Raw genomic sequence first — 25,876 nt, forward strand, 5'->3', positions numbered from 1 at the left:
GCGGGCAAGCCAAGAAACTACAGGTGAAAGGCCGGTAGCGACACCCGTTTGCCCAAGGTCATCGCGTCTGCGACGTGAACCATCGGCGACAGATCGATGTCGCTGGCACCGGTGCGCACAAGATCGGCCATGCGCGCATAAAGCGCGGGGTATTCGCCCAGCAACGAAGCGCCGGCCGCCTCACCGGTGATATCCCTGCCGTCCACGTTGATCTTGCTGCCACCTTCGGACAATTCGACACGGTTTTCTGCCGTTTCGATCCACATGTCCCAGTTTTGCGGGCCTTCCTGCCGCCAATCAAAATCGGCGGTGATTCCATTCGAAAAGGTCAACTGCGCCGCTATCGGCGTTTGGCAGTTTTCCGGCACATCAAGCCGGGCGTCTTGCAAATGAACGGGCGCAGGCAGAATTTCGGTAAGAATCGAAAGCGCATTGATACCCGGATCAAAGACTCCCATCCCACCTGCGGCAAAAACCCAATCCTGACCGGGATGCCAGCGGCGCACGTCTTCCTTCCACGTGATGTGACCCTTGATGACGCTCTTGCCCGCCAAAAGGGCCTTGGCTTGCGCAACACCCTGCGCCATCCGACTGTGCCATGTGGTGAACAACGTGCTGCCCTGTGTCTGGGCAAGTGCCGCCAACGCATGAACTTCGGCCAGCGTGGCACCGGGCGGTTTTTCCAGCATCACATGGCGCCCCGCCAGCAATGCCGCCTTCGCATAGGCGAACCGGGGGACTGGTGGCAGGCACAGGCTGACAGCCCGAATTTCGGGGTTTTCTGCCAGCATAGTGTCTATGTTGGTGTAGGCAGGCACATCATCGACAGTGCCTGTACGGCTTACTGTTGCGGCAAGATTCCAGTCAGCGCTGTTTGCAATCGCGGGCACATGCTGGTCCCGCGCGATCTTGCCAATTCCAATCAGTGCGATTTTCATCAGTGCGACTCCCGGGCGACAGCGTTGCCGCGGCACCCAACGAGAAAGTCAAAGTCGGCCCCTGTTTCCGCGCCCGTCACGCGATCATGATACAGTTGAACATAGCCGCCGTCAGGGCGCGGCACGGCCGGTTCCCACTTGGCCAGACGCGCGGCAAGTTCAGCGTCGCTGATATCCAGATGGATGCGGCGGGCACCGACGTCCAGTTCGATGAAATCACCGCTCTGCACCACCGCAAGCGGGCCACCGGCGGCGGCCTCGGGCGAGGTATGCAAAACGACTGTGCCATAGGCCGTGCCGGACATCCGCGCGTCACTTATCCGCACCATATCAGTGATCCCGCGCCTGAGAAGCTTGGCGGGCAGGGCCATATCGCCCACCTCGGCCATGCCGGGATAGCCGCGTGGGCCGCAATTTTTTAGCACCATCACGCAGGTTTCGTCGATGTTCAGATCATCACGATCCACGCGCGCTTTGTAATCCTCGATATCCTCGAACACGACGGCGCGCCCGCGATGCACCATGAGTTCGGGCGATGCAGCCGAGGGTTTCAGCACCGCGCCATTGGGCGCAAGGTTGCCCCGCAGCACCGCGATTCCGCCGGATTTCGTCAGCGCCTTGTCGCGCGGCAGGATCACATCGTCGTTCCAGTTCTGAACGTCCTTGACCTCGTCCCAGATGGACCCGCCACTTACGGTCAGCGCATCCTTGTTCAGCAAGCCATCCTCGCCCAGCCGCCTGATCACGACGGGCAGGCCGCCAGCGAAAAAGAACTCCTCCATCAGGTGTTTCCCGGATGGCAAAAGGTTCACGATTGTCGGCACATCGCGCCCGCAATGATCCCAATCATCAAGTGAGAGATCGACACTAACACGGCCTGCAATGGCCAAAAGGTGGATCACGGCATTGGTCGAGCCCCCAATCGCGGCGTTTGTCCGAATGGCGTTTTCAAAGGCCGCCTTGGTCATGATGTCGGACGGTTTCAGATCGTCCTTGACCATCTGCACAATTCGCCGTCCCGTGATTTGCGACATAACGCGGCGGCGGCTATCCACGGCGGGAATCGCGGCGTTTCCGGACAGCGCCATACCCAAAGCCTCGGCCATAGATGCCATCGTGCTGGCGGTTCCCATCGTGTTGCACGACCCGGGCGAGCGCGACATTGATGCCTCGGCCTCGACAAATTCCTCGGGGGTCATTTCGCCGGCTTTCACGGCCTCGTTGAATTTGCGAATGTGGGTGCCTGAGCCGACACGTTCGCCGCGGAAATGCCCGTTCAGCATCGGCCCACCGCTGACCACAATGGCGGGCAAATCGACCGATGCCGCGCCCATCAGCAGTGCCGGTGTTGTCTTGTCACAGCCCGCCAACAGCACGACACCGTCGATGCACTTGCCGCGCAGCGCTTCTTCGACATCCATTGCGCAAAGGTTGCGAAACAGCATCGCCGTGGGGCGCAACGTGACCTCGGAAGGGGAAAACACCGGAAATTCCAACGGAAAACCGCCCGCTTCCCAAACACCGTTCTTCACCCGTTCCGCCAGATCGCGCAAATGGGCGTTGCACGGCGTCGTTTCCGACCAGGTATTGCAGATGCCGATCACAGGTCGCCCATCGAACAGATCCGCTGGAAATCCCTGATTCTTCATCCACCCTCGATGATAAATCGCATCCTTTGACGTGCCCCCGAACCATTCTTGCGAACGAAGTTTGCGAGGCCATTTGGCGGGCTTGAAGGTCATCATCTTCTCCTTGGTCGAGGTCACAAAGCCACAGGGCGCGGGGGCATTCAAACCAAATCACGCGAAATCGGGCCACCGACCAGGAAAATACCGCGATTCCTCACATGGGATTTTGACTTGGACCGCCAATTACGATTCAACTGTTTCAACATTTGAAAAAGGGTTTGCAGATGCAGCTTTCAGTATCGTTTCAAGACACGCGCGAAGGCAAGGGCGGCTCTGGCCCCGTGACCGTTGGTTGGTTCCTGAACACCCAGAAAGGTGGCATCGTCTATTATCCGCCTGAACGTGTGCGCTCGGCTGATATGAACCGCACCCATGCGAAATCCGCGTCGCGCTGCCCTGCGGTGATCAATATGGAAAGCCGCTATTTCATGGTGCGTTGCCCGTTTGACCTGCATATCGGGTTCGAACGTGACAAGGACGGGCGCGGCGTTTTGAAGAACCTAGCAGGCACCAAAAGCGGGATTCGCGCCAACAAGCTGGGTGAGAAGCTGCACCTGACCAGCGAGACCGAGTGGCGTTATCCGGGTATTCCGACGATCCAACTGTCCCTTCCATATGTATTTATCGCCGATGAACCGGTTTATGCCAGTCAGGTCGCGCCCTTCATGCATTACCAGCGCGAGCCTTTTCCCGGCACGATCTTTGGTGGGCGCTTTCCGATCAATGTTTGGCCACGTCCGCTTATGTGGGCGTTTGAATGGCACGATCACGACAAACCGCTGAAAATCAATCGTGGTGACCCGCTGTTTTATGTCGGCTTTGAAACCACGCCGCAGGAACGCAGCGTTGCGATGGTCGAGGCCGAAGTCACACCTGAATTGAACGATTATATGGAGCTGATTTCGGGCGCCGTGAATTATGTGAATCAGACATTTTCCCTGTTCGAAGCCGCCGAACAGCGCCGCCCCGAGACATTGATCAAGCCGGTTCCGCGCAAGAATAAGGGCTAGCAGTGCGATGAAACCGACTGAAATTGACGCACTGCGCAATCAGGCGAGCGCGGCACATCGTGCGGGCAAGATCGCCGAGGCGCGCGCGTTTTACGCGCGTTATCTTGCGCTTTGCCCTGGTGATGGCGGCATTTGGTCGAATGTGGGTGCGCTGTTGCGCAGTCAACAACAGCACACCCTTGCCCTGCGCGCGCAGGAACGCGCCTATGCGTTAATGCCAGATGCGCCGGGCCTGCGGAACAATCTGGCGAATATCCTGTCGGACCTGGGGCTCTATGATCGGTCCATCGCACTGCGTGAAGAGATATTGCAGCGCGCGCCGCAAGACAAATCACAGCGCGCGATGATCGGGCGCTGTTTGCGTGGTTTGGGCCGATATAGTGACGCAATTGACTATCTGAAAGCTGCCGAAGCCGACCATCCCGACGATAGCGAAATCACGCTTCAGCGCGCCTTTGCCGAGTTGGGCGAGGGGCGCTACGGCGCGGCCTTTCGCACCTACGGTGTGCGCTGGCAATCCGAAGAAATGACACCGCGCCAGCTTGATTTGCCGCAATGGGATGGCGGCGATCTGACAGGCAAAACGGTGGTTGTTCTGCCCGAACAGGGGTTTGGTGACGCAGTCTTGTTCACCCGCTTCCTGCCAGCCTTGCGCCAACATTGTGCGCGGGTTTTGTTTTTGGCCGAACGCCCCCTTGCCCGTCTGTTTGACGGGTTGGATGGGGCAGATTGGGTCGGCACAAAACTCCCCAAGACGGAACAGGTCGATTGCTGGATCAACCTGATGGATATGCCCCTGTTGGTGTTTGGCGCTGACGACAGCGGCGCAATTCCAGCGCCAACCCGTTTGAATATCCCCGCCGATTCTGTGACCCGGGCCAAGGCAATCGCCAAGCCTCATAAGGAAAAATTCAAGATCGGCGTCGTCTGGTCCGGTTCAGCGACATACAAGGGCAACAGTTTCCGGTCGTTCAGCCACCGTCAGTTTCATCCGCTGGTTGACGTGCCCGACGTGCAGCTGTTTTCGCTTTACAAGGGGCCGTTTCTGGAGGCCTTTGTCGCCGATGGCACCAGTCTGCTGATCCAGGATACCGCCAGCACCGATCGCGATTTTGCCGATTGTGCCGCAACGATGCAGCAGATGGACCTGATCATTACGTCTGATACGGCCACGGCGCATATCGCTGGTTCTCTTGGCGTGCCGACATGGGTTCTGTTGCATTGGGATCCGTTTTGGGTGTTCCGACACAGCGGTGATACGACCGACTGGTACCCCGAAATGCAGCTTTATCGGCAACCCGAACCTTTGGACTGGGACAGTGTTTTCGCCTTGGTAGAGACCGATTTGCGCAAACGCGTGACCAAATGGAAGAAAGAACAGAAACGTGGATGATATCCTTGTGCCCACCGCCCCGGGTGAATTGATCGACAAGCTGACGATCTTGCGCCTCAAATCGGAAAAAATCACAGATGCAGGAAAACTCGCCAATGTGCGCCACGAAAAGGACGTGCTGCAAGCCATCGCCGACCGTCATTTACCCGCCAGCACCGATCTGGCCGCGCGTTGGGAGGAGCTTTATCAGATCAACGCCGCCTTATGGGTGATCGAGGATGACATTCGCATCTGCGAAGCGGCCAATGAATTTGGTGACACCTTTATCCGCTTGGCCCGCGCTGTCTATGTGACGAACGACAGGCGCGCGGATGTGAAAAAGCGGATCAACCTGCTGCTTGGGTCCGCCCTTGTCGAAGAAAAATCATATGTCGACCATCGGGCAGGGGAACCGTCATGACCGACGACCTGATCACCACCTCTCGCGCCAAGTTGGCCGAGGCACGTGCGACCCTCGTGAAGGCGCTCAGGGTTGAAAAGACCCGCCGCCGCGCCCCGATGGTGCGTCAACTGCACGAAATCCAGCAAATGCTGTCGCCGCTCTATGCCTATTCCTCGCAGGCGGGGCAGGATGCTGTGATCGACCGGATCATGGGCCAGAAGCGTGGCGGCACATTTGTCGACATTGGCGGTTATGATGGCACTACCGGATCGAACACCTTTTTCCTCGAGGTCTGGCGCGGCTGGACCGGTGTGATGGTCGAGCCCGTTCCCGCGCAGCTGAAAAAGGCCCGCCTGGTGCGCCGGTGTGAATGCCTTGGCGTGGCGGTGGCTGCGACCGAAGGAGAGGCTGAGTTCATCGAAATCGCCCAGGGCTTTACCCAGATGAGCGGCCTTGCAGACAGCTATGACCCCGCCCTTCTTGATCAGGTGCGGGCGGACAAGCGCCACAAGGAAAATACCATCAGGCTCGAGACCAGAACGCTTAGCCGAATTTTGCAAGATTCGGGTCTAATACACCCTGATTTTGTGTCTTTGGACATCGAAGGCGGTGAAATTTCCGTCCTCGAGTCCTTTCCGTTCGAGGATCACAATGTTGGCGCTTGGGCGATTGAAAACAATACCGGCACACATGAGATCGCCAAGATCATGCGCGCGGCCGGGTACGAGCTGGCCGAGTTTTGTGGCCCTGACGAAATCTACGCCAAACCCGATAAATAGACCGCATTTGAATTGTTAAGTCCGCCTTTACACCCGCCCTGCTAGCCAAGGAATGGGTGAAAATAAATGTGGTGGACGTGATGGGTGCGAAATCCAATGCGCCGATAATCATCAAGCGTAAGAAAGTCGTCGGCGGTGATGGACACCACGGCGGCGCCTGGAAGGTTGCCTATGCGGATTTCGTGACCGCGATGATGGCCTTTTTCATGCTGATGTGGCTCTTGAATGCGACGACGGAACAGCAACGCAAAGGCATTGCCGACTACTTCTCGCCGACGTTGCCGATCAACCGGATTTCCGGCGGGGGTGAAGGGATGTTTGGTGGCACCAACATTTTTACCGATCAGACGCTGGTGCAAGACGGCACGGGCGCTGCGATGGTCGTTCCCGGCGAAATGATGTCTGAGGGAGAAGCCGAAGCCGCCGCACAAGAGGCCGCACAAGTCGCCGCCCTGCGCGAGATCGAGGAGTTGCTGGTCGGGCGCGGCGGTGAGAGTCTGATTTCAGATCAAGCGTTGCGCCACGTGATAACGCGCCTCACGGACGAAGGTCTCGTCATCGAAATATTCGCGCTGGAGGATGCACCGTTGTTTCTTGCGGGAACATCCATGCCCACTGCGGTCACCAGCGAACTGACGCAAATGTTTGCGCGGGTATTCTCGCTTGTTGAAAACAACATCGCCGTTGAGGGATACTTGCAAGCCCGCCCGATCGTGCTGCTGGACAACCCGGTGTGGGATATGTCGATGGCACGTGCCGCAGGTATTCGGGCGCTGCTGGAATCAGGTGGCCTTGAGGCGGATCGCTTCACGCGCGTCACGGGTCACGGTGACAGATCGCCCGTGGTTTCAGACCCGTTTGCCCTGCGCAATGATCGGATTGAAATTATCCTGCTTCGCGATCCCACCTGAATATCGTTCGCATTTTAGACGTTAGGCCGCTGTTAAGTGGACGTGCCCTAAGTCTGTCGGGATACCTCCGTCAGCCCTTGATGCAGAAAGGCCAAGCATATGACGATTTCTTCTTCCTTGAATGCCAGCGTGGCAGGACTCGCCGCGAACGCGAGCAAGCTTGCGACGATCTCCGACAATATCGCGAACTCCTCGACCTACGGCTATAAACGTGCGACCGCTGATTTCCAATCGATGGTGATCGAAAGCGGAACAGGCACCTATTCTGCGGGCGGCGTGCGGGTCACGACACAACGCCTGATTGATGAACGCGGCCCCCTTGTGTCGACATCGAACCCGACCGATCTGGCGGTGCGGGGGCGCGGGATGCTACCGGTGACCAATGGGTCCGCCATCGGTGTCGACAACGGCGAGTACCCGATGAAGCTGGCGACAACAGGATCGTTCCGCCCCGATTCCGAAGGGTATTTGACGTCGGCCAGCGGACTTGTGCTGATGGGGTGGCCTGCCGATTCTGATGGCGCCATCCCAACCTATCCGCGCGATACTGTCGGTGCGCTGGAACCGATCCGCATCAATACCAACCAGTTTTCGGGCAACGCGACGACTGAAATGAAACTTGCCGTGAACCTGCCTGCCACCGAGACCGAAGATGGTGCTGACGCGATCAATCAAAACCTGTCGGTCGAATATTTCGACAATCTTGGCAAATCCGAAAGCCTGTCGATTGAATTTGTCCCAAGCGTTCCCTTGCCCGGTGACCCCGCGACAAATGAATGGACGATGATCCTGACAGACAGCGCTGGCGGCGGTGCGGTCGTCGGAGAATATACACTGACCTTTGATGATGATCGCACGACAGGCGGGCGGCTTTTGTCGGTCACGGATGTCAGTGGCGGCGCCTATGATCCTACCACCGGCTCGATCGAGGTGAATGTCGCCGGTGGCCCGGTGAATATCGAAATTGGCACATTGGGCGATCCGGGTGGCCTGACACAATTGTCTGATGCCTTTGCGCCGGTGACGATTTCCAAGAACGGGTCTCCTGTCGGGAATATGACCTCGGTCGAGGTTGATCCGAACGGCTTTGTCCACGCCTATTTCGATAACGGCATGTCTCGCACGATCTATCAAGTTCCCCTTGTCGATGTGCCCAATCCAAACGGGATGATGACCCAGGACCATCAAAGTTACACCGTGACACCAGATAGCGGCCCGTTCTTTTTGTGGGACGCGGGTGATGGGCCCACCGGTGATGTTGTCAGTTTCGCCCGCGAGGAATCAGCAACGGATGTTGCCGGTGAACTGACCCAACTGATCCAAACGCAACGCGCCTATTCGTCGAACGCCAAGGTGATCCAGACCGTCGACGAAATGTTGCAGGAAACGACCAACATCAAACGTTAAGGCAGCCCTGAAAGGCTCGTGATATGAGCATCTCGCATTCACTTTCCAACGCTCTGAGCGGCCTTACCGCCGCATCACGCATGGCCGAGGTTGTGTCCTCCAACCTTGCCAATGCGTTGACCGATGGCTATGGCCGCCGCAGCCTCGACCTGTCGGCGGCAACGGTTGGCGGGCGTGGTGCGGGCGTGAATGTCGACGGCATCACGCGCACGGTTGATCGCGGAATACTGGCGGATCGCCGACTTGCCGATGCAAGCCTGTCTGGCCTTACGCAAACAACCGATTTCATGTCGCGGCTCGAAGGATTGATTGGCACGGCGGGCGCTCCCGATTCCCTTGCCAACCGCGTTTCAGGTTTGGAACAGGCGCTGATCGACGCTTCGGCTTCGCCGTCTTCGGATCAGCACCTTCAGTCGGTTGTTGACCGGTTCAACCAACTCGCCGGATCGTTGAATACCGCATCCGACGGCATTCAGAACTTGCGTCAGGATGCGGACAAGTCGATTTCGCAGCAGGTTGAAACGCTCAATACATCGCTCCGGCAGGTCGCGCAGCTGAACGCCGATATCACGATGTCCTACAATACGGGCAATGATCCGTCGGCCCTTATGGATCAGCGCCAACAAGTCATCGACAAGATCGCCGAGATCGTTCCGATCCGCGAAGTTGATCGCCAAGGCGGGCAAGTCGCTTTGATGACAACAAGCGGTGAAACCCTGATCGACGGCCCTCCAAAGCAGTTTGGGTTCGCGGCGACGAATTTCATAACCGCCGAGATGACGCTGGATTCAGGTGGGTTGTCCGGGTTGACGCTTGATGGCGCACCTTTTGCGCCCGCAGATGGCGTTGGCAAACTTGCCGGCGGGTCGCTTGGCGCCACCTTTGCGATGCGCGATCAGACATTGACCAATGCGCAGATCGGCCTGGATGCCATTGCGCGCGATCTGGTTGAGCGGTTTCAGGATCCCGCAGTTGACCCCACGATTGGCCCCGGTGATGCCGGGCTGCTCACGGATAATGGTGCCGCATTTGATCCGTCAAACACAGTCGGACTTGCCGGTCGGATAAAGTTGAACGCATCGGTTGACCCCGCGCAGGGCGGCGCGCTGTCGCAGATACGTGACGGTGTCGGTGCCCTTGCAATGGGGCCAGTAGGCAACAGCCAGCAGATTAACGCCTGGAGCGATGCGTTGGCTGACATCCGCAGCACGTCCGCAGGCGGACAAACGGCCTCGGCTTCGGGGCATGCGGCGAATTTGATGTCGCAAATCGGCACGGCCCGCCTTTCTGCCGATAGCGAGCTGAGCTTTGCATCAGGCCGATGGGATACCCTGCGCCAAGCGGAGCTGAGCAACGGCGTCGACTCGGACTATGAGATGCAGATGCTTTTGCAGATCGAGCAAGCCTACGCGGCGAACGCCAAAGTTGTGCAGACCGTTGAATCGATGATCCAAACACTGATGGAGCTTTGATATGTCGATGAATTCAGTTGGCGACAAGTCGCAAGTTTTCCTGTCTTTGCGCAACAACATGGCGCTCAAGACCCGTCTTGGGACGCTCGTGCAGGAACTGTCCACGGGCCAGTCATCGGACCTGGTGAAACGTCTCGGTGCTGATCAAACGCGACTTTCCGATGTGGATCGACAGCTTACGCTTTTGTCTGGGTATGGGCGGGTTACAACCCAGACGGCGCAATCGCTGTCATTGATGCAAACCACGATCGCCCGGACCGAGGAAACGCGATCGCAACTTGCTGCCCAGATGCTGACGATAACCGCCGAAGGGGCGGTTAACCAAAACGAAGCAGCAGCGCGCGCCGCGCGCGATGCGATGGACACGGTCGTGTCAACCTTGAACCTGCGCTTTTCCGACCAGTCACTGTTTGCCGGCGCGGCGGTTGACGGCCCGGCACTTGCCTCGGCAGAGACGATCATGGCGGAACTGGCAACCGTGACCGCGGGGGCCACGACATCGGCTGATGTTATTGCAGCGATTGATACCTGGTTTGATACCCCCGCGGGTGGCTTCGAGACGGTCGGATATCTGGGTGACACCGGCCCGGCCCAAACGCGCCGCATTGATCAAGGCACAGTGGTTGCGCTTGATGCCAAGGCAGATGATCCTGCGTTTCGCGACATGTTCAAAGCGGTTGCATTGGCCGCTGTCGTCGCCGAGGGCGCCTTGCCTGGTGACGCTGCCGCCCAAACCGAGCTTTTGCAGGAAAGCGGCCTGCGCCTGATGGCCAGCGCAACAAGCCTGACACAGCTTCAGGCACGGCTTGGGGGCATTGAAGGTCGCGTGCAGGACACGGCAACCAGACATGCCGCGCGCGAAACCACGCTTGGCCTGATCCGAAACGACATGACCTCGGCAGATCCGTTTGAAACGGCTGCCCAGTTGGAAGAAGTCCAGCTGCAACTTGAAACCCACTACACGGTGACGGCCCGGCTGTCGCGGTTGTCCCTTGCGGAGTATCTACGTTGAATAAAACCCTCGCCTTTCTGACCCTCGCCCTTTCACTTTTTATCGGAGCGGCACATGCGGCGCCCATCCGGATCAAGGATCTAGTGGAGTTTGACGGTGTGCGATCCAACGATCTTGTTGGGTATGGCCTTGTTGTGGGCTTGAACGGGACAGGCGACGGGCTGCGCAATTCACCGTTTACCGAAGAAATCATGACCAACATACTTGAACGTCTGGGCGTAAATGTAACTGGTGAACAGTTCCGGCCCAAAAACGTTGCTGCCGTTTTGGTAACGGCAAGCCTGCCGCCATTTGCGCGTGCGGGCGCACCAATTGACATCACGGTATCCGCGATCGGGGATGCAAACAGTCTGTTGGGCGGGACGCTTGTGATGACGCCGCTGAATGCCGCTGACGGCGAAATCTATGCCGTTGCCCAAGGCACAATCATCGCCGGGGGCGCGACGGCGCAGGGGAATGCAGCGACCGTGACTCAAGGCGTGCCAACCTCGGGGGTGATCCCGTCTGGCGCAACAGTCGAGCGCGAGGTTGCATTTGATTTCAGCGGGCTCAGCACGATCCGGCTTGCATTGCGGACACCGGATTTTACGACTGCTGGCCGGATCGAGGTCGCGATCAATCGTAATTTTGGCCGCGGCGTCGCGGTGATGCTTGATGCAGGCACGGTCCAGTTGGATATCGCCGCCACACGCATGGCGTCACCGGCGCATGCCATTGGTCGGATCGAGAATATCCTTGTTGAACCAGAACGCCGCGCGAGGGTTGTTGTGGATCAACGATCCGGTACCATCGTGATGGGCGAGGATGTGCGCATTAGCCGCGTGGCTGTCAGCCAGGGAAATCTGACGCTGCGCATTCAAGAGGCGCCGTTGGTTGCACAACCCAATCCCTTTGCGCCAGGTGAAACAGTTGTCGTGCCGCGCACGAATGCCGCGATCCAAGAAGAACCGGGCATTGGTCTGGCCGAAGTGCGCGAGGGGACGTCGCTGTCCGAGGTGGTAGCAGGGTTGAACGCACTTGGCGTGTCACCACGCGACATGATCGACATCTTGAAAAGCATCAAGGCCGCGGGCGCGCTACACGCTGAATTCATCGTTCGCTAATGAGCCTGGGCAGAGAAGGCGGCGCCGCTGCTTGGGCGACGCGCGGTGGATACTTGCAACGAAACGGGTGCGAAAGCTTGACCCCGTGGTTTTTGTCAGTAGTAGCTGCGCACCAGACTTCCCGCGATTAACGCCCAGCCATCGGCGACAACAAAGAACGCCAGCTTGAATGGTAGCGAAACGATCGCCGGCGGCACCATCATCATCCCCATCGACATCAAGATCGCGGCAACGACAAGGTCGATGATCAGGAAAGGTAAAAAGATAAGAAACCCGACCTGGAATGCTCGCTCGACCTCGCTCAAAAGAAAGGAGGGAACCAGAACCGAAAGCGGTGCCTCTGGTGTCAGGTTGGTTGAAATCAGGTCGGGGCGCAATTCGGCAAGCGCAGCAAATGTATCGGGTGCAATGCGACCAGCCATAAAGAACCGAAATGGCCCCATCGTTTCGGCGAACGCTTCTTCGACTCCGATCGTTTCATTGAGTAGAGGCTCGATGCCCGCCGACCACGCGGCAACAAAGACCGGCTCCATTACGAAGTAGGTGAGGAACAGGGCAAGGCTGACAATCAGCATGTTTGGTGGTGCTTGTTGCAGGCCGATTGCCTGGCGCAGGATGGACAAGACGGTGACGATAAACGGGAAGCAGGTCACCATGATGGCAAGGCCGGGCACGATGCTCAGGATCGTGATCAATGCGATTAGCTGAAGAGACCTGGCGGTCAGAGAACCGTCACCGCCAAGGGAAATCGCGACCTCTTGCGCCTGCGCAGGTGCCGCAACAAGCAATAATGCAGCGCAGATCGACGTAAAAAGGGCGGATCTCGTGTGCTGAAAACGCATCTAGCCGGACTCGCCGGTGGTATTGGCAACTTCGGTCAAGCGAACGGCCAGCTGGCCCGCCTCGCCGCCTTCAAGCTCCTGCAATTCGCCACGTGCAATCAGCCGGTCACCGATATAAAGCTCCACGGGATCATCGACCCGCCTGTCCAAAGCAAGAACGGCATTTTCCTGCAACGCGAGAAGATCCCGCACCATCGGGCGGGCCCGCCCGACCGAGATGGTAATTTCAATCGGGACATCGTGCAGTGGGTGGCCTTCGGCGTTCGCGTTTGTCATTTAGGCAATCCTTTGGTTTTCGGGGTCAAACAATGCGGCCAATGCGGCCGACATCTCGGTGACAACATGATTGATATCCAGGTGTGTCCCGCCGCCCGTCGGCGTGCAGAGTTGCGCCTGTGTCAACGCCAGATCCGGCGCAGCTTTTATCTGGATCGGTGGGCCGCTTTCACGCGCGATCAAACGCGATAGCGCGGCAACGTTGTCTGGGTGCACTGCGACTTCGACCAGTGCCGACACATCGCGAAGCGCGACAGATTGAAGGGCGGCGGCGACCGTCGCGGGCAGTGACTCCTGCGCGATTTCCGGCAGAAGGCTCGTCACCATTTCGTTGAACAAGGGCTCGAGGAGAGCGACGAAATGCGCGCGCGCCTCTGCGTAACCGAATTGCATGTCCACAAGTGATTGTGCCGCGGCAGCTGTCATCAAGGCGTCCTCCTCGACCGCAAGGCGGCGACCTTCGACCACGCCTTCCTCGAAGCCGACGTCAAAGTCAGCGGAACGCAAATCGGTTTGATCCGCGGCGGGATTGACCGCTTCGAAATCCTGAAACTGTGGTGCGTGCATTTTCATTTAGGCGCGCGCCTCGTCAGGCTCGTCGACCCAAGATTGGAGAATTTGCAGAGTTTCATCCTGCCGATCTTCGATCATCTTGCGTAACCGTGTAACGGGATCACCATCGGCCTGGTCGCCGACAGGGCCGGCGATCGCGGGGGGCGCCCCATCTGCGACGGCCCCCTCGATCATCGCGGGGGCGGTCTGCTCAGGGGCGGGTTGCGCACGCGTTTCAAGCGCTATCGGTTCAGGGCTTGGCAAGGCTGCGGGTGCGCTGCGCCCTGATGCAAGGATAGGACGCACGACAAACAGCCCAAGAACAAGCGCAACAAACGCAAGAACGCCGACCTGAATCAACGTCATCAGGTTCAATGGGGTGGTGGGCGCGACGGTCGGCGCTTCGGTCCCAAGTACCGGAACCGGCTGGAAGGCCAGCGACCGGATCGTAATCTCGTCGCCCCGGGCCTCGTCGTAGCCAACGGCTGACGCGACCAGATCGCGCAGGGCCGCCATTTCCTCCTCGGTGCGTGGGGTGGTGACGGGTTCGCCTGCCGCGTTCTCGACCGTTTCGTCATTGACCAGAACGGCCACCGTAATACGGCGGATCGCACCAGGGGTGCGCAGAATTTCCCGCTGCACTTCTGATACTTCGTAGTTGGTAATTGTCCGGTTCTCGGCGTCCTCGTTTTTAGATGCGCCGCCGGTTCCAGCGCCGTCACCTTCGGGCAGATTTGAGGCCACGGTCACATCACCACCGCGGCTGTCCTCAGAGGCGGTGATGCGTTCCTCAACTTCGGTGCTGATTGCCACGCGGCTGTCAGGATCGAACGTGCGTTCCAGAATGGATTCGCTTTCGGTGACGGTTTCGACGCTCACCTCGACCACAGAATTGCCGTAACCGACACGCGCCGCCAAAAGCCGTTCGACACTTTCGCGCAACTGCTGACCACGTTCATCGCCGCTCACCATGCTGGCGGGATCATCCGAACCCGTCACAAGGCCACCGTCGCCATCAATCACGGCCACATTATCAGGGGTCAATCCCGATACGGCCGATGCCACCAGATAGCGCAAGGCATTCGCTTGCTGTGCAGAAAGAACACCGGCAATGGTCGTGACCGTGACCGCCGCAGTTGGTGAAACATCGCGCGCGAACGGCCGCCCTGACGGCGTGGATATGTGGACGCGCGCAGTGCGGATATGGGCCGAAGCGACGATTGTGCGCGCCAGCTCTCCCTCCTTGGCACGCAGGTAGGCCGCGTCAAACATCTGTGACGTCGTGCCAAAGCCCGACATGTTGTCGAGCAGTTCATAACCCCGTGCGCTATTGGCGGGCAGCCCTTCACTGGCAAGTGTCATGCGCAATTGATCACGGCGTGCTGATTCGACGAAAATTGCCCCGCCCCGCACCTCATAGGCGGCACCTGATTGTTCAAGCGAGGCAATCACGTCACCCGCCGCACTGCTTTCCAGCCCGGAATAAAGCAACGCCATATCCCGCGTGCTCGCGCCGCGTCCCAGCATCAGAACGGCAACAAAAACCACAAGCGTTGCACCAATCACCGCGATACGGCGGCGAGGTGAAAGTGATGTCCAGACGGCGGGCAGGTTTTCCAATGGATTCTCCAAATCAAGGCGGGACTTCTGCCCGGTTGCTCTGACTTTGACCGATCAGCCTTAACAATCGGTTAGCTGTTATCGGGATATGCAGGGTGGACAGAAACAAGGAGCAACGGCTGTGAGCGACGCAACTGCACCCGACCCCGAAAGCGACGAAGACGCACCGAAAAAGAGATCGAAGATGCCTCTTGTTTTGGGGCTGGTGTTTGCCTTGCTGGGTGGCGGTGGCGGCTTTATGGCCGTGCAAATGGGGTTGATCGGGGGCGGTCCCACGACCGACATGGCGCAAGCGCCCGACCCACTTGAACCCCTGCCGCCGGTGGCCTTCGTTCCGCTTGAGCCGCTGCTGATTTCGCTCCCGAATCGTTCGGGGCGACAATATCTGCGCTTTGTCGCGCAAATCGAAGTGGCCCCGGAATATGCCGCTGATGTGGAAGCGATCAAACCGCGCATCGTCGACGTGTTGAACGGTTACTTGCGCGCCGTCGAAGTCGCCGATTTTGATGATCCCAACGCGTTGATGCGGTTGCGCGCGCAAATGTTGCGCCGCGTGCAGGTCGTCGCAGGCGAGGGTCGAGTGCGCGACCTTCTCATTATGGAATTTGTTTTAAGCTAGAAAGGCTTACCGATGGCAATGATCGCTGATATTCTTCTTGCAGCCGGCGCGCTTGGTGCCGCGCTTTACTGCTATGTTCTTGCACGTCGTTTGCGGCGCTTTACAGATCTTGAAACAGGGGTCGGCGGTGCTGTGGCTGTGCTTTCTGCGCAGGTGGATGACCTGACCAAGGCCCTGGTCATGGCCCAGAAAAGCGCGGGCGAGTCGGCGCAGACTTTGGCGGCACAAACCGGCAAGGCTGATGATGCGGCAAAGCGGATCGAACTGCTGGTTGCGTCACTCCATGATCTCCCGCCGGAACCGCAAAGGCAGGCCCCGATCAGCCCCTTCTTTGAACGGCGCCAGCCCAAGCTGGAGGATGCGTAATGGCAAGACCGCAGACCCCGCGCCGCCGCGCCCGTGGCCCGCTCTATGTTGTGTTCGGGCTTTTCATTGCGTCCGGTGTTCTGCGGCTGGGCGGCGAAGCAGAGCAAACCTTTGCTAATGCCCAAGTTGCCCCTGAATCCATCGTGCAGGACGCCGCTCAAGTCGCTGGCGATCAATGCGTTGCGAGTGATTCATTGATTGCGGCCCTTGCCGCCCGCGAGGAGCGTGTCGCCCGCCGCGAAACGCAATTCGCCGATCGGCTTCAGGCTCTCGCTGTTGCTGAGCAGGAAATCACCAGCCGCCTTGCCGAACTTGAAGAAGCCGAGGCAACGCTTGCTGCAACCCTCGCTGCGGCATCCACTGCTGCAGAGGATGATATCGGTCGCCTGACAGCTGTCTACGAGAATATGAAGCCGCGCGATGCCGCCGCGCTCTTCGAGGAAATGGCGCCAGAATTTGCTTCGGGTTTTCTATCACGCATGCGGCCCGATGCGGCCGCCGCCATCCTGACCGGCCTTGAACCCGCTACGGCTTATTCGATCAGCGTTGTGATAGCCGGTCGCAATGCCGAAGTCCCGACTCGATAGCTGGCAATGACAAAGCCTTAACCAGTGCCGTGCCACAGTGGCACCAAGACTTGAGAGAGGAATACCATGGTTGGGTTGATCGGTATCATTGTGATTTTTGTGACCGTCTTTGGCGGCTACATGCTTGCCGGTGGCAAGATGGGGATCATCCTCCAAGCCCTCCCCTTCGAGATGATCATGATCGGCGGTGCCGCGGTCGGGGCATTTGTTTTGTCCAACGATATGTCCGCGATCAAACATACGATGAAAGACGTCGGCAAAGTGTTCAAAGGCCCCAAGTGGAAACCTGATGATTATCGCGATCTGCTGTGTTTGCTGTTTGAACTGATCCGCCTCGCGCGCGCTAATCCCGTCGGGCTCGAGGAACACATCGAAGCGCCTGATAACAGCAGCATCTTTTCAAAATACCCCAAGATTCAAGGTGACCGGGAATCGGTCGCTTTGATTTGCGATACCTTGCGGTCCGCCACGATGAATTATGACGACCCGCATCAAGTTGAAGAGGTGCTGGAGAAACGCATTGAGGCAACGCTGCATCATTCGCTCCACTCGACACATGCCTTGCAACAAATCGCCGATGGCCTTCCCGCGCTGGGGATCGTCGCGGCTGTTTTGGGTGTGATTAAAACGATGGGCTCGATTGATCAACCTCCTGAAATTCTTGGTAAAATGATTGGCGGCGCTCTTGTTGGAACGTTCCTTGGCGTGTTTCTGGCCTATGGGTTGGTTGGCCCCTTCGCGGCGCGGGTCAAGACCGTGATCGAAGAAGACGGTCATTTTCAACAGCTCATCCGCGAGGTGCTGGTCGCGAACCTCCATCAGCATGCGCCCAACATCTGCATTGAAGTCGGTCGCCAGAACACACCCGCTTCTTGCCGCCCCAGCTTTACCGACCTTGAAGATGCGCTGAAATCCACCAAACAAGAGGCGGCCTGATGGTGCGACACTGGCTTTACGTCATTCTTATTCTGTGGGGTGGTGCGCTTGTCGCTCAGGACGACAGTGTGCGCAGCGGTGAACACGAAACATTCACACGGCTTGTCCTGCCCATTCCCGTTGACGCGGAGTGGACGCTGCGCCGAAGACCGGACCGCTATGTTTTCAGTATCGTGAATGGGCAGCAGCAGTTTGATATTGCGCAGGTATTTGATCGCATCCCGCGAACCCGCATCGCCGATCTGCAAACCATGCAAGACGGTGCTGCGCTCGCGATCGTGATATCTTGCACCAACTGCTACGCAGATGCGTTCTTGTGGCGGCCGGACCGTGTGGTGATCGACGTTGTCGATGGTATCGCGCCCGCCGATTCCGAATTTGAGGTCGCGCCGGACGCGCCACGACCTCGCCCGTCAGAAGATGCGCCGACGCCTGTCGCTCTCCCTCTGCTTGCCGGATCAATCAGCCCACCTGCAGTGCCGCTTGCCCCCAAGGAAACGCCCTCGGTCGATATCACCGCGACCGAACGCGCCTTGCTCGAAAGCCTCGCGCGGGCTTCGTCCCAGGGTGTTATCGAAATCGCGCCACAACCCCAAACGAGGTCGGTGCCAACATCCGAACCCGAAATGGATGAAGTCGGGGTGACAGAACCAGTGGTCACGCCCGATTCCAACGTAGATGCCGTGCCGACCGACGGACAACCCGGTATCAGCATGCGCACCTCCTTTGATCAGGCATTTCCGCATATCACGACCACGCCATTGTCAGATCAGGGCGAAACCTGTTTGGGGGCCGAGGTATTCGACCTCACCGCATGGTCCGCGACCGGGGTTTTCAACCTGGATATCGGCGCGCAACGCACGGCACTGACCGAGGAATTCGACCGCGTTCCGCCCAACGCCCCCGAAGACCTGGCGCGCAGCTACATTTACTACGGCTTTGGCCGAGAAGCGTTACAAGCATTGGCGCTTGATGGAATACGCTCGAAGTCGCGCGAGGTTCTCGCGGAAATGGCCGTTGTCGTTGATGGCGGGACGGTGCCGAACGGGCTGCTCAGCGCACAGCTTGGGTGTGATGGTTCGGGTGCGCTTTGGGCGGCTTTGGCCGTAGAAAGCCTGGCCGACAAACCTGTCGGTATTGATCGCAATTCGGTGCTGCTGGCGCATCGGTCGTTGCCAGAGGGGCTGCGCGGGCACCTTGGAACAACACTTGCCGCGCGGTTTCTTGATATTGATGACGCCGACTCGGCTGCCATGATCTTGCAGGCGTCTGAACAGGCAATCACAGGCAATGATGCGGATACGACCCTCGTGGCAGCCGATATTGCGCAGCGCGATGGCGACGATGATGCGGCAATTGCGCGGCTGCGCGATGCCACAGGTGCGAGCGGGCGCGTTACACCAAAGGGTCTTATGGAACTTATCGACCTCACGATCGAACAAAATCAAGGTTTTGATCAAGCGACACTGGAGTTGATCGCCGCCCTACGTTTCGAACTTCGCAACAGCGACATCGCCGTGGACCTTGGGGTTGCCCATGCGCGCGCACTTGGCCACAGTGGAATGATCCTTCCAGCACTTGCGGTGATCGATGAAATATCACCTGACGTGGACCGCGAAACACAGGTGGCGCTGCAAAGCGATCTAACCATGCGCGCGGTCTCGACCATGTCGGATGCCGCCTTTTTGGCGTTTGCTTTCGAGGATATGATACCCGATGTTGACGCGCAAACTGAAAACGCAGCCGCCGCGCGCCTGCTTGCGCTGGGGTTTCCAGACCGCGCGGCACAGTTGCTTTTGGCTGACGCAAGCCGTGACGCGATGCGCGAGCGCCGCTACCTGCGCGCATCGGCCTACATAGCGCTTGAAAAACCCGAGGACGCCTTGCAGGAAATCGCCGGTATGACCGACCCCCGCGCATCGCGTTTGCGCGCCGACGCCTTGATTGCACGCGGTGATCTGGGCGGTGCACTGGCCGCCCACCAGGGTGCCGCGCAAGAGGATGAGCCTGACACGGATCTTGCATGGCGCGCCGGGGCCTGGGCGCGCCTTTCGGATGATTCAGACCCGCTTTTGCGTGACGTATCCCGACGCATGCTTGGCGAAACCGAACCGCCTGTCCCCGACTCCCCTTTGGCGCAGCGCGAACAGCTTTTGCTGAATTCGGGCGAGACACGCGCGCTCGTGCAGGACTTGCTTGACAGATTTCCAATTGAACAGGGCGATTTGGCGCAGCCGATGAATTAGGGCGCTTGCGTGGTTACGGTTTGTAAACCATCGCCGATTAGGCTGACCGCATTGAAGCTGCAGAAAGCGCTTGACCATGAATCCCCGTTTCGGCCTGCAGTTACCCGCCCACGGTAACAGAAATATTCACGCAATCTCTCGCTGGGCAGCCGCATGCAGGGCCTGACATTGGGAGGTATATTCCGCCCGACCGTTCTGCTCGCGCTGGCGCTGATGGCAATCATCGTCATGATGATCTTGCCGGTTCCGGCTGCGGTTCTCGACATCGGGCTGGCCGCGTCCTTTGCACTGGCAATTTTGATGTTCACGGTCACCTTGTTCATCGAGCGTCCGTTGGATTTTTCCGCTTTTCCAACCGTTCTTCTTGCCTCTTTGATGCTGCGATTGTCGCTCAACGTTTCGTCAACCAAACTCATCATCGGCCAAGGGCATACGGGCACCTCGGCTGCCGGGGACGTCATCGAAGGGTTTGCAAACTTCGTGATGAGCGGAAGCGTCATATTGGGCGTGGTGGTTTTTTGCGTCTTGCTGATCGTGAACTTTGTGGTGATCAACAAGGGTGCGACCCGCATGGCCGAAGTCGGCGCGCGCTTTGCCCTTGATGCGATGCCGGGCAAACAACTGGCCATCGACGCCGACATGAGCGCAGGCGCAATCGACCACGCCGAAGCCAAGCTGCGCCGCGAAACCGAACAGGCGGAAACAACGTTTTTCGGATCGCTTGACGGCGCTTCAAAGTTTGTCAAAGGCGATGCGGTTGCCGGCCTTCTGATTACCGGCCTTAATCTTGTTATGGGTCTCGTGATCGGGGTGAGCCTGCACGACATGCCTCTTGGAACCGCCTTCGAAACATATGCGATCCTGACGGTCGGCGATGGTCTCGTCAGTCAAATCCCAGCCGTTATTATCTCGATCGCCTCGGCATTGCTACTGGCGCGTGGCGGGGCAAAGGGCGCGACAGACCTCGCGATTGTCGGGCAGCTTGGGCGTCATCCTGCGGCGTTGACAACAGTGGCCGTGTTGATGGCGCTTTTTGCGCTGGTGCCCGGCTTGCCCTTCATTCCGTTTGTTCTTGGGGCGCTGACACTTGGCACGTGCGCTTATGTGATGGCGCGCAAAGTGAAACGCGAAGCCGAAGCGAGCGTGAAATCGGGTGATGAAACTGCTGCGACGCCTGCCGCCGCATCGATGGGTGACATGCTGGACCTTGATGATATCCATCTCGAATTTGCACCAGATCTTGTTGATATGGTTCTTGATCCGGGCACAGGGCTGGACGCGCGCATCGCGAATATGCGCAACCACGTGGCAACGGAATTTGGCGTGCTGCTTCCGGAAATCCGGCTGACCGATAATGCGGCCCTTGCGCCCGGACAATACGTTGTCAAAGTGCTTGGCGTTGAACAGGTGCGCGATAGCCTGCGGCCCGAAAAAATGCTTGCGCTTTTATCTGGTCCTGCCGCGCCGCCGGTCCTTGGCGAAGATGTAAGCGAGCCGGTTTACGGCGCCCCGGCGCGCTGGATCGCACCCGAGGATCAGGAAACGGCGGCGCTCTCGGGTCTGACCACGGTTTCACCGACCGAAGTCCTGGCGACCCATCTGCTCGAGATTATCAAACGCAATTTTCCGCGTCTGATGACGCTCAAGGCTTTGCGGCGCCTGCTTGATGAAATGACCAACCTGAGTGACGCGGCGCGCAGCGAGGCGAACCGGAAAATGCTGGGTGAACTGATGCCCGACAAGGTGCCGGTTGACGTGCTGTTGTCGGTCCTACGTCTGCTGCTTGAGGAACGCGTGTCGATCCGCAATCTTCCCTTGATCATCGAGGCCGCTGCCGAGGGGCGACAGATCTATCCCAGCGCCGAAGGGATCGCCGAACATGTGCGTCAGCGGCTTGGTTTTCAACTGGTCGCCGAAATGCGTCGGGCAGACGGGACCATTCCGCTGGTTCAACTGGCTCCCGAATGGGAGGACACATTTGCGACCTATCAAATCAAGTCCGAAAAGGGCGTGGGCGATGTCGCCTTGCCGCCCGAAGATTTTAATCGCCTCGCCACGGCGATTGCTGAAAAGATTGCGCAGGCTGGCGAAACCGGCGCCTATCCGGCGATGGTTACGTCGATGCGACGGCGGCGGTTTCTGCGCACGGTCATGACGGCCAAGGGCATCCCAAATCCGGTGTTGTCATTCGAAGAAATCGGCGTTGATGCGCGCCCCGCGTTGGTCGGACTTGTCCCCGCATGATCGAAGCCCTGGCGGACATCGCGCCCATCGGGCAGGCGGCACTCTGGGCAGGATTTGTCGTGTTTGTGCGGGTCGGCGCAATGATGGCGCTGCTGCCCGCGTTTGGCGAACAATCGGTGCCGATGCGGGTGCGGCTTGGCCTCACAATCGCGTTCGTTCTGGTTGTCTCGCCCGCTCTCACGGTTTTGCCATCCCAACCCGCAGGGCTGGCTGCAACAATGGCGATCATTTTGCCCGAGGCGGCGACCGGATTGTTTATGGGGCTGATGTTGCGGTTGTTTGTGCTTGCGCTGCAAATTGCCGGGACGATAGCCGCACAGTCAACCTCGCTGTCGCAGCTATTCGGGGGCAGCGCGGGCGTCGATCCTCTGCCCGCGATCGGGAACATGCTATTGGTTGCGGGGCTGGCGTTGGCGGCGCTGCTTGGGCTGCATGTCCGGCTCGCGGAATACATGATCTATAGCTACGAGCTGATCCCGGCAGGCCAGTTTCCATCCCCTGCGGTTGTTTCAGACGCGGGCGTGACCGAGGTTGGCCGCGCCTTTGCACTGGCCTTCACGCTTGCCGCTCCTTTTGTGATTGCGTCACTTATCTACAATGTCACGCTGGGCGTCATCAACCGGGCGATGCCACAGCTGATGGTCTCCTTCGTGGGCGCGCCAGCGATTACGGCTGGTGGCTTGATCCTCTTGTTTGTGTCGGCCCCGATTCTTCTCTCAATCTGGGTCGAGGCCTTTGGCAGCTTCATGCTGAATCCGTTTGGAGCGCCTTAGATGAGCGAGCAGGGCGACGACGACAAGCAACACGATCCATCGCAAAAGAAGCTTGATGATGCGCGCAAGAAGGGCGAAGTGCCCAAATCAACCGACCTGATCACAGCGGCCGGTTATGGCGGCTTTCTTCTCACGGCTATGGCTTTTGGGGCAACGTCATTGCTGGGCCTCGGCGAAGCGCTGGCCGCACTCCTCGGCAACGCCGACACGTTTTCGACCGATGTTTTCGCAGGTTCGGGCGCACCAATGACCGGTGGCATTATGATTGCCGTTGCGACGAAGCTTCTTCCCTGGTTCGGGGTCCCGGCCGCACTGGCGCTTTTGGCGGTCCTCGCGCAGCGCGCATTTGTCGTCGCCCCGACCAAGGTAGAACCAAAAATGTCGCGCATCTCTCTGATATCGGGGTTCAAAAACAAATTCGGACGCGCGGGTTTCTTCGAATTTTTCAAAAGCTTCGCGAAACTGGGGCTCTACTGCGTTATCCTTGGTATTTATCTCACGTATCAGATGCCGCGTATTTTGGGGTCCATGTATCTCACGCCAGGGCTTGTGACGACTGAACTGTTGCGACTTGTTATCGGCCTTCTGTTCATTGTCTTGATCGTCGCCACGGCTCTTGGCGCCGTTGATTACGTGTGGCAACAGGCTGAACACACGCGCAAACACCGGATGTCGCGCAAGGAACTCATGGACGAAATGAAAGGAACAGAAGGCGACCCGGCGATGAAACAGCAGCGGCGTCAAAAGGGCATTGAGCTCGCGATGTCGCAAATGCTTGCTGACGTGCCCGGTGCCGATGTGGTGATCGTCAACCCGACCCACTTTGCGGTGGCGCTGAAATGGGATCGCGCCAGCGGTGGCGCGCCTGTTTGTGTGGCGAAAGGCGTTGATGAGATCGCGGCCCGCATCCGCGCGGTTGCAAATGAAAATGCAGTGCCAATCCATTCCGATCCGCCGACAGCACGCGCGCTGCATGCCAGCGTGAATATCGGCGATGAAATCGGAGTTGACCACTATCGCGCTGTTGCCGCAGCGATCCGGTTTGCTGAACGTATCCGGCAGAAAGTGCGTCGGTGATGGCCAGGCACGTCGGACAGCTGCGCGATCTTTTGCGCCTGACCGATGCTGCACTTCGGGCCGAGCAGGCCAGAATGGCGCAATGCAATCGCGAGATTTCGGCCCTGCAAGATCAGCTTGCGGCATTGAAGGCACCCGGCAAAGCGGCGCAGGCAACGGAATCCGAACCAGATCCTGCCCAACGTGCAGGTGCCGATCTGCGCTGGCAGATGTGGGCCGAGGAGCGGCGCAAGGCGTTGAACCTTGAACTCGCGAAAATGCGCGCCGCGCAGGACAGTTTGCGCGCATCGCTCGCCACCGCCTTTGGCAAACATCAAGCGACCAGCGCCCTATGTGATCGAGAGGTGGAGCTGCGCCGCCTAAAGGCGTCGCGCGACAGCTAGCTACTGCACGTCTTGCCGAACGATATCGACAATCATCACATCAAGAACACGATCACCAACAGCGCCGATCGCCGAATCCCGAAGCGCAGTGCGTAGCAATCCCATGTTGCGCGAGCTGGTAAATGCGCCCTCAAAGCCACCGATATTGGCGTGGTCGAAAAGCACCTGCAAGAATACATCGCGCAATTTGGGTTCCTGGGTGAACACAAACTCTTTGCCGCCCACAGGCACCTCGACACTGAGCGAAAGAACAACCAGTGCGGCAACGCGCCCCTCCTCGATAACGGGCACAACGAACTGGTTATTCAGCCGCGCGTATTCGCTGCCGTCGGGGTCGGTGTCCGGCGCGGGCGCCGCGGCGGTGTCGCTGCCTGTCTCGCTTGCGGGAATTTCGCCACAGGAGTTGTCGGCCATGTCCTCTGCCGGCGGGGGCGCAAGAAAAAGTCCCGCACCGACCCCGCCACCAGTGCCGGCAAGCAACAAAACAAGGGGCAAAAGAAGCTTTTTCATGTCTTGGTCCTAGAAGGGTAAAAGGATGTCGGCGGCCTGCTGGCCATAGCGTGGTTGCTGCATGTCGGTGATCTGACCACGTCCGCCGTAGGAAATGCGCGCGGTTGCAATCTTGTCATAGGTGATCTCGTTTTGTCGGCTGATGTCTTCGGGGCGCACGTAGCCGGTCACGATCAACTCGCGCAGCTCGAAATTCACGCGCACTTCCTGACTGCCCTGGATCGACAAAACGCCGTTGGGCAGTTCTTCGACGATCGTTGCGGCCACGCGCAGGGTAAGCCGCTCGTTGCGGCGCACCGAACCATTGCCACCAAAGGCGCTGGAGGAAGACAGGCCGACGGCGGGGTCAAGGCTGGCACCATCGGGCAGCGTTTCGTTGACCCGCTGCGGAATGCCGAACAGGTCAGACACCGACATGTTTTCGGATCCCGTCCGCGCGCGATCGGTCGCATTCGAGATCTCGGCGCGGTCGTCGATTTCGATCACGACTGTCAGAATGTCGCCCCGCTGAACCGCGCGCCGGTCCCCCAGCAATGACCCCCGCGCGCCCGTCCAAAGCGAGGGCGTATCGGGCGCAACGGTCGTTACTGCCAGTTCCGGCTCCATCCCATAGGTCAACATCGCGGCATGTTCCGGCGTTGCGGTCGGCGGTGAAAACGCAGGCTCTTTGCCGATGTTCTGCAATCGGCCGCAGGCCGCGGGCAGCGCCAATAGAATGAGAGCGGCAAGACGCAGTTTCATGTTATTTCC

26 protein-coding genes are annotated in these 25,876 nt (G+C 58.8%); 18 read left to right on the top strand and 8 right to left on the bottom strand.

Annotated features, from left to right (window positions below; all coding sequences use genetic code 11):
• Positions 1-17: 17 nt before the first annotated feature.
• Together FTO60_RS16300 and araD are read right to left on the bottom strand one after the other, a co-directional pair.
• The gene (locus FTO60_RS16300) at positions 18-938 is read right to left on the bottom strand and encodes a Gfo/Idh/MocA family protein (RefSeq protein ID WP_148056943.1); all 921 of its coding nucleotides are present in this window, start codon (positions 936-938) and stop codon (positions 18-20) included.
• Positions 938-2,680: an L-arabinonate dehydratase gene (gene araD / locus FTO60_RS16305; protein WP_148057192.1), complete on the bottom strand. Its 1,743-nt coding sequence runs from the start codon at positions 2,678-2,680 to the stop codon at positions 938-940. Before araD ends, FTO60_RS16300 begins: the two co-directional genes overlap by 1 nt.
• Positions 2,681-2,850: 170 nt before the next feature.
• Between araD and FTO60_RS16310 the strand changes: the two genes are divergently transcribed.
• From FTO60_RS16310 to FTO60_RS16350, 9 genes are all read left to right on the top strand, one after another.
• Positions 2,851-3,636, top strand: a complete 786-nt coding sequence (locus FTO60_RS16310) for a hypothetical protein (protein ID WP_148056944.1) — start codon at positions 2,851-2,853, stop codon at positions 3,634-3,636.
• A 7-nt stretch (positions 3,637-3,643) separates the two neighbouring features.
• The gene (locus FTO60_RS16315) at positions 3,644-5,029 is read left to right on the top strand and encodes a tetratricopeptide repeat protein (protein ID WP_148056945.1); all 1,386 of its coding nucleotides are present in this window, start codon (positions 3,644-3,646) and stop codon (positions 5,027-5,029) included.
• Positions 5,022-5,429, top strand: coding sequence for a DUF6165 family protein (locus FTO60_RS16320; protein WP_148056946.1), 408 nt, complete (start codon positions 5,022-5,024; stop codon positions 5,427-5,429). The genes FTO60_RS16315 and FTO60_RS16320 overlap by 8 nt, the downstream gene beginning before the upstream one ends.
• The gene (locus tag FTO60_RS16325; protein ID WP_148056947.1) at positions 5,426-6,190 is read left to right on the top strand and encodes an FkbM family methyltransferase; all 765 of its coding nucleotides are present in this window, start codon (positions 5,426-5,428) and stop codon (positions 6,188-6,190) included. Before FTO60_RS16320 ends, FTO60_RS16325 begins: the two co-directional genes overlap by 4 nt.
• 80 nt (positions 6,191-6,270) lie before the next feature.
• Positions 6,271-7,101: a flagellar motor protein MotB gene (locus FTO60_RS16330; RefSeq protein WP_148057193.1), complete on the top strand. Its 831-nt coding sequence runs from the start codon at positions 6,271-6,273 to the stop codon at positions 7,099-7,101.
• Between the two features lie 99 nt (positions 7,102-7,200).
• On the top strand, positions 7,201-8,508 hold the full coding sequence (locus FTO60_RS16335; RefSeq protein ID WP_148056948.1) for a flagellar hook protein FlgE: 1,308 nt from the start codon (positions 7,201-7,203) through the stop codon (positions 8,506-8,508).
• Between the two features lie 23 nt (positions 8,509-8,531).
• Positions 8,532-9,980 carry a flagellar hook-associated protein FlgK gene (flgK, locus tag FTO60_RS16340; protein ID WP_148056949.1) on the top strand — a complete coding sequence of 483 codons (1,449 nt, stop codon included), beginning with the start codon at positions 8,532-8,534 and terminating at the stop codon, positions 9,978-9,980.
• A gap of 1 nt (position 9,981) precedes the next feature.
• Positions 9,982-10,992 carry a flagellin gene (locus tag FTO60_RS16345; protein ID WP_148056950.1) on the top strand — a complete coding sequence of 337 codons (1,011 nt, stop codon included), beginning with the start codon at positions 9,982-9,984 and terminating at the stop codon, positions 10,990-10,992.
• Positions 10,993-11,009: 17 nt separating this feature from the next.
• Positions 11,010-12,095, top strand: coding sequence for a flagellar basal body P-ring protein FlgI (locus FTO60_RS16350; RefSeq protein ID WP_254696960.1), 1,086 nt, complete (start codon positions 11,010-11,012; stop codon positions 12,093-12,095).
• A gap of 95 nt (positions 12,096-12,190) precedes the next feature.
• Here FTO60_RS16350 and fliP read toward each other — a convergent pair whose 3' ends face one another.
• Genes fliP through fliF form a run of 4 tightly spaced genes read right to left on the bottom strand, consistent with a single transcriptional unit; the run spans position 12,191 to position 15,385 of the window.
• Complete coding sequence (gene fliP, locus FTO60_RS16355; RefSeq protein WP_148056952.1) at positions 12,191-12,937, bottom strand: flagellar type III secretion system pore protein FliP; 747 nt, start codon at positions 12,935-12,937, stop codon at positions 12,191-12,193.
• Complete coding sequence (locus FTO60_RS16360; RefSeq protein WP_148056953.1) at positions 12,938-13,213, bottom strand: FliM/FliN family flagellar motor switch protein; 276 nt, start codon at positions 13,211-13,213, stop codon at positions 12,938-12,940.
• Positions 13,214-13,786, bottom strand: coding sequence for a hypothetical protein (locus tag FTO60_RS16365; RefSeq protein ID WP_148056954.1), 573 nt, complete (start codon positions 13,784-13,786; stop codon positions 13,214-13,216).
• Positions 13,787-15,385 (bottom strand): flagellar basal-body MS-ring/collar protein FliF, encoded by a 1,599-nt coding sequence (gene fliF / locus FTO60_RS16370; protein ID WP_148056955.1) that lies wholly within the window; start codon positions 15,383-15,385, stop codon positions 13,787-13,789.
• Between the two features lie 121 nt (positions 15,386-15,506).
• Between fliF and fliL the strand changes: the two genes are divergently transcribed.
• From fliL to FTO60_RS16415, 9 genes are all read left to right on the top strand, one after another.
• Complete coding sequence (fliL, locus tag FTO60_RS16375; protein WP_254696836.1) at positions 15,507-16,004, top strand: flagellar basal body-associated protein FliL; 498 nt, start codon at positions 15,507-15,509, stop codon at positions 16,002-16,004.
• 12 nt (positions 16,005-16,016) lie between these two features.
• A complete protein-coding gene (locus tag FTO60_RS16380; RefSeq protein WP_148056957.1) occupies positions 16,017-16,370 on the top strand; it encodes a hypothetical protein in 354 nt (117 codons plus the stop codon).
• The gene (locus FTO60_RS16385; protein WP_148056958.1) at positions 16,370-16,957 is read left to right on the top strand and encodes a MotE family protein; all 588 of its coding nucleotides are present in this window, start codon (positions 16,370-16,372) and stop codon (positions 16,955-16,957) included. Before FTO60_RS16380 ends, FTO60_RS16385 begins: the two co-directional genes overlap by 1 nt.
• Positions 16,958-17,023: 66 nt before the next feature.
• Positions 17,024-17,893 carry a flagellar motor stator protein MotA gene (gene motA / locus FTO60_RS16390; RefSeq protein WP_148056959.1) on the top strand — a complete coding sequence of 290 codons (870 nt, stop codon included), beginning with the start codon at positions 17,024-17,026 and terminating at the stop codon, positions 17,891-17,893.
• The gene (locus tag FTO60_RS16395; protein ID WP_148056960.1) at positions 17,893-20,139 is read left to right on the top strand and encodes a hypothetical protein; all 2,247 of its coding nucleotides are present in this window, start codon (positions 17,893-17,895) and stop codon (positions 20,137-20,139) included. Before motA ends, FTO60_RS16395 begins: the two co-directional genes overlap by 1 nt.
• A gap of 153 nt (positions 20,140-20,292) precedes the next feature.
• Positions 20,293-22,383, top strand: coding sequence for a flagellar biosynthesis protein FlhA (gene flhA / locus FTO60_RS16400; RefSeq protein ID WP_148056961.1), 2,091 nt, complete (start codon positions 20,293-20,295; stop codon positions 22,381-22,383).
• Complete coding sequence (locus FTO60_RS16405) at positions 22,380-23,156, top strand: flagellar biosynthetic protein FliR (RefSeq protein WP_148056962.1); 777 nt, start codon at positions 22,380-22,382, stop codon at positions 23,154-23,156. The genes flhA and FTO60_RS16405 overlap by 4 nt, the downstream gene beginning before the upstream one ends.
• The gene (locus FTO60_RS16410) at positions 23,157-24,233 is read left to right on the top strand and encodes a flagellar biosynthesis protein FlhB (RefSeq protein WP_148056963.1); all 1,077 of its coding nucleotides are present in this window, start codon (positions 23,157-23,159) and stop codon (positions 24,231-24,233) included.
• Positions 24,233-24,616 (top strand): hypothetical protein, encoded by a 384-nt coding sequence (locus FTO60_RS16415; protein ID WP_148056964.1) that lies wholly within the window; start codon positions 24,233-24,235, stop codon positions 24,614-24,616. Before FTO60_RS16410 ends, FTO60_RS16415 begins: the two co-directional genes overlap by 1 nt.
• On the opposite strand, the gene FTO60_RS16420 is transcribed toward FTO60_RS16415, so the two are convergent.
• Entirely contained in the window at positions 24,617-25,126 is a 510-nt protein-coding gene (locus FTO60_RS16420; RefSeq protein ID WP_148056965.1) for a flagellar basal body-associated protein FliL, read from the bottom strand. It lies immediately after the preceding gene.
• 9 nt (positions 25,127-25,135) lie between these two features.
• On the bottom strand, positions 25,136-25,867 hold the full coding sequence (gene flgH / locus FTO60_RS16425) for a flagellar basal body L-ring protein FlgH (RefSeq protein ID WP_148056966.1): 732 nt from the start codon (positions 25,865-25,867) through the stop codon (positions 25,136-25,138).
• Positions 25,868-25,876 lie beyond the last annotated feature (9 nt).

Origin of the sequence: Octadecabacter sp. SW4 (genome assembly GCF_008065155.1) — a bacterium.
In the GTDB taxonomy this organism is placed as follows: Bacteria; Pseudomonadota; Alphaproteobacteria; order Rhodobacterales; family Rhodobacteraceae; genus SW4.